The following is a 2483-nucleotide window of genomic DNA, read 5'->3' on the forward strand; positions in this document are numbered from 1 at the left end:
TGACCGCATTTACCGGCGTAGATAGTCAAAATCTGCCAGATGTTATGGTAAGTGTTCAATTTATTCTTGCAATTGGCGAAAGTTTTTACTTAAACTTCCCACACCAAAAAGAACTATGATGCCTTGAAAACTCAATAGTTTAGCCAGTAAATATTCAATTAAGCTGCTAGTGATGGCTATATAGCCTCTTGCATGTACTTCGGGAGGCGTGAAATGAAAGCGTTGATGAACCTTTCCATCTGCTCTTCTGTCGGTTGGAAGATCTCTTTCACACTCTCGAACATGGCTTCCACCAGGATTTGTAGGGAGTGATTGAAAGTGATGTCCGCAAGCTCGTCTACCATGCAATAAAAATTGCCTAAAATCATTGATAACACTTGACTTAGAGTAGAAAAGAGCTCGCCTATTTTCCTATCATCTTCATCATCTCGCTTCTCAGTTGAAGATCTGCTTGACGTTCATCCGCTTTCCTTCGAACTCGTATGTGATCTTGGAGTCTTTCTTCACCATGGCGATTACGTTCAAACCACGTTGACTGATTTGGACAATCTGATGAGGATTGGAGAACCAAGTGTCAAACATAACGTACTTGGCAGTGAGTCCTGCTTTCAAGGCTTGATCGAGCAGCTGGATAACTACATCGGTCCCCCTTTGATTGGGCCATAATCCGCCTCTTGGCCGCGATTGTGCGCTTGTCGATCTTCTTGGTCGTCCCGATGACAATTCTGATCGTTCCTTTGAGGACAAGAGTGATGAAGCGATTGGGACAAAGGAGGATCCATCAGTCCAACCCATGGTCATCATTCGAAAGCCCTTCTTGTAGGTCATCGAAACGTGGTCGAACACTTTGGCAGCCAGCTCAGTCTTCTTGTATCCAGTTCTAGAGTAGAGCGAATCGTCAAAGACGAAGCAATCGGCACGTTGGTCAGAAGTCAGGTCTTTCAGGTGCCCATTGACGATCCTCTCAGCTAGCAGAATAGTGAAGCGAAGCCAGTTGATATGTGGGTTCCACATGAATCGATAGTAGGTGTTTTTGGAGAAGCCAGCAGTACACTTGCCAGACTTCTGTTGCATGTACATGCTTCTGTCTGGAAATACATTACTTAAGATGTATGAAAGGATCGACCAAAGTGGGATTCCTTTGGACTTGCGAAGCCCACATCTACGGAGAAGCTCCATAACTTTGTAGTCCTTGAAGACCTTTTCAACAGAACGAGAAATTTTGGGTTCGTTTTTGGTATCTAATGATGGTAAACTAGACATAGCACAAGCCTTTCGTTTGATATTGATGATGTTGTAGTTGAATTATATCAAGCGAACAAAGGCCTTGTGCTTTTTTATTGGCTAAACTATTGAATTTTCAAGGTACAAGCCCACTTTCGTAAGTGGGAAGTTTAAGTTTTTAGAATAATAATGCTCGGAGGAAAAATATGAAAATTGCTGTTTTAACAGACAGTTCTGCTTACCTAAGCAAGGAGCAACAAGAGAAGTACCATATCGACGTGGTGCCAATTCCTTTGATTTGGGACAGGAAGACCTACTACGACCTGGTCGACATCAGCTATGAAGAATTTTATGAAAAAATTTCCAGCAGCCAGACCCTGCCGACCACTTCCCAGCCATCTTTGGGTCAGATTATGGAATTCGTCGACCGCTACGTGGAAGAAGGCTACACCGACGTAATCATCCTGCCTTTGTCCAGCGGGATCTCCAGCTCCTACAACAACCTGGTCAACTACGCGGCTGAAGAAGACCGGATCAAGATTCATCCTTTTGACTGCCGTACTACCTGTGCCGGCCTGGCTGACTGCGCCATTTTGGCTGCCCGCCTGGTTAATGCCGGAGCCAGCGTCGACCTCATCATGAAGGACCTGGAAGACCTGCGCAAGACGATCGGCGTCCGTTTCTTGGTCGACAACCTGGGCCACCTCAAGCGGACCGGCCGCCTGTCAAACGCGGCCAGCTTTATCGGCACCTTACTCCACATTACGCCAATCCTGGCCATGGACGTGCAAAAGACTGGCCACATCTCCGTCATTGCCAAGGAACGGCAATACAAGCGGGCCTACAAGCATGTCCAAAACGACTTCCGCGAATTGACGGAAAACAAGGACTACCCAATCCAGGCCACGATTTTTGACGCGGATAACCCCGACCGGGGCGATGAATGGCTTAAAGATTACCAGGCTGCTTTTCCAAAGGACAAGTTTGACCGGTCCATCATTGGCCCCGTTGTTGGCGTTCACTGCGGGAAAAATACCATCGCCATCATTTGGTGCCGGGACATCGACAGCTACTTTGACCAAGACGGCCAGCCTCTGCCAGATGTCGAATCTGCGGAAGTCGGCGAAAAGTTTTAAATTAGGCAAAAAAGAATAAGCAACAAATAAACTCCTGTGCTACTAGTGTAGTGTCATGCCGATATTTTGAAAGTGGTGTGCAATTCTGGTACAATCTCTGTAGTATATCTATCAATTAGCTGC

2 protein-coding genes are annotated in these 2483 nt (G+C 46.2%); one reads left to right on the forward strand and one right to left on the reverse strand.

What is annotated here, in order from left to right:
* Positions 1-435: 435 nt before the first annotated feature.
* On the reverse strand, positions 436-1263 hold the full coding sequence (locus FD23_RS08500) for an IS4 family transposase (RefSeq protein ID WP_134791467.1): 828 nt from the start codon (positions 1261-1263) through the stop codon (positions 436-438).
* Positions 1264-1430: 167 nt separating this feature from the next.
* Here FD23_RS08500 and FD23_RS08505 point away from each other — a divergent pair, with 167 nt between their 5' ends.
* Entirely contained in the window at positions 1431-2360 is a 930-nt protein-coding gene (locus FD23_RS08505; RefSeq protein WP_025895853.1) for a DegV family protein, read from the forward strand.
* The last annotated feature ends 123 nt before the right edge of the window (positions 2361-2483 follow it).

This window comes from Lactobacillus delbrueckii subsp. delbrueckii DSM 20074 = JCM 1012 (genome assembly GCF_001433875.1).
In the GTDB taxonomy this organism is placed as follows: Bacteria; Bacillota; Bacilli; order Lactobacillales; family Lactobacillaceae; genus Lactobacillus; species Lactobacillus delbrueckii.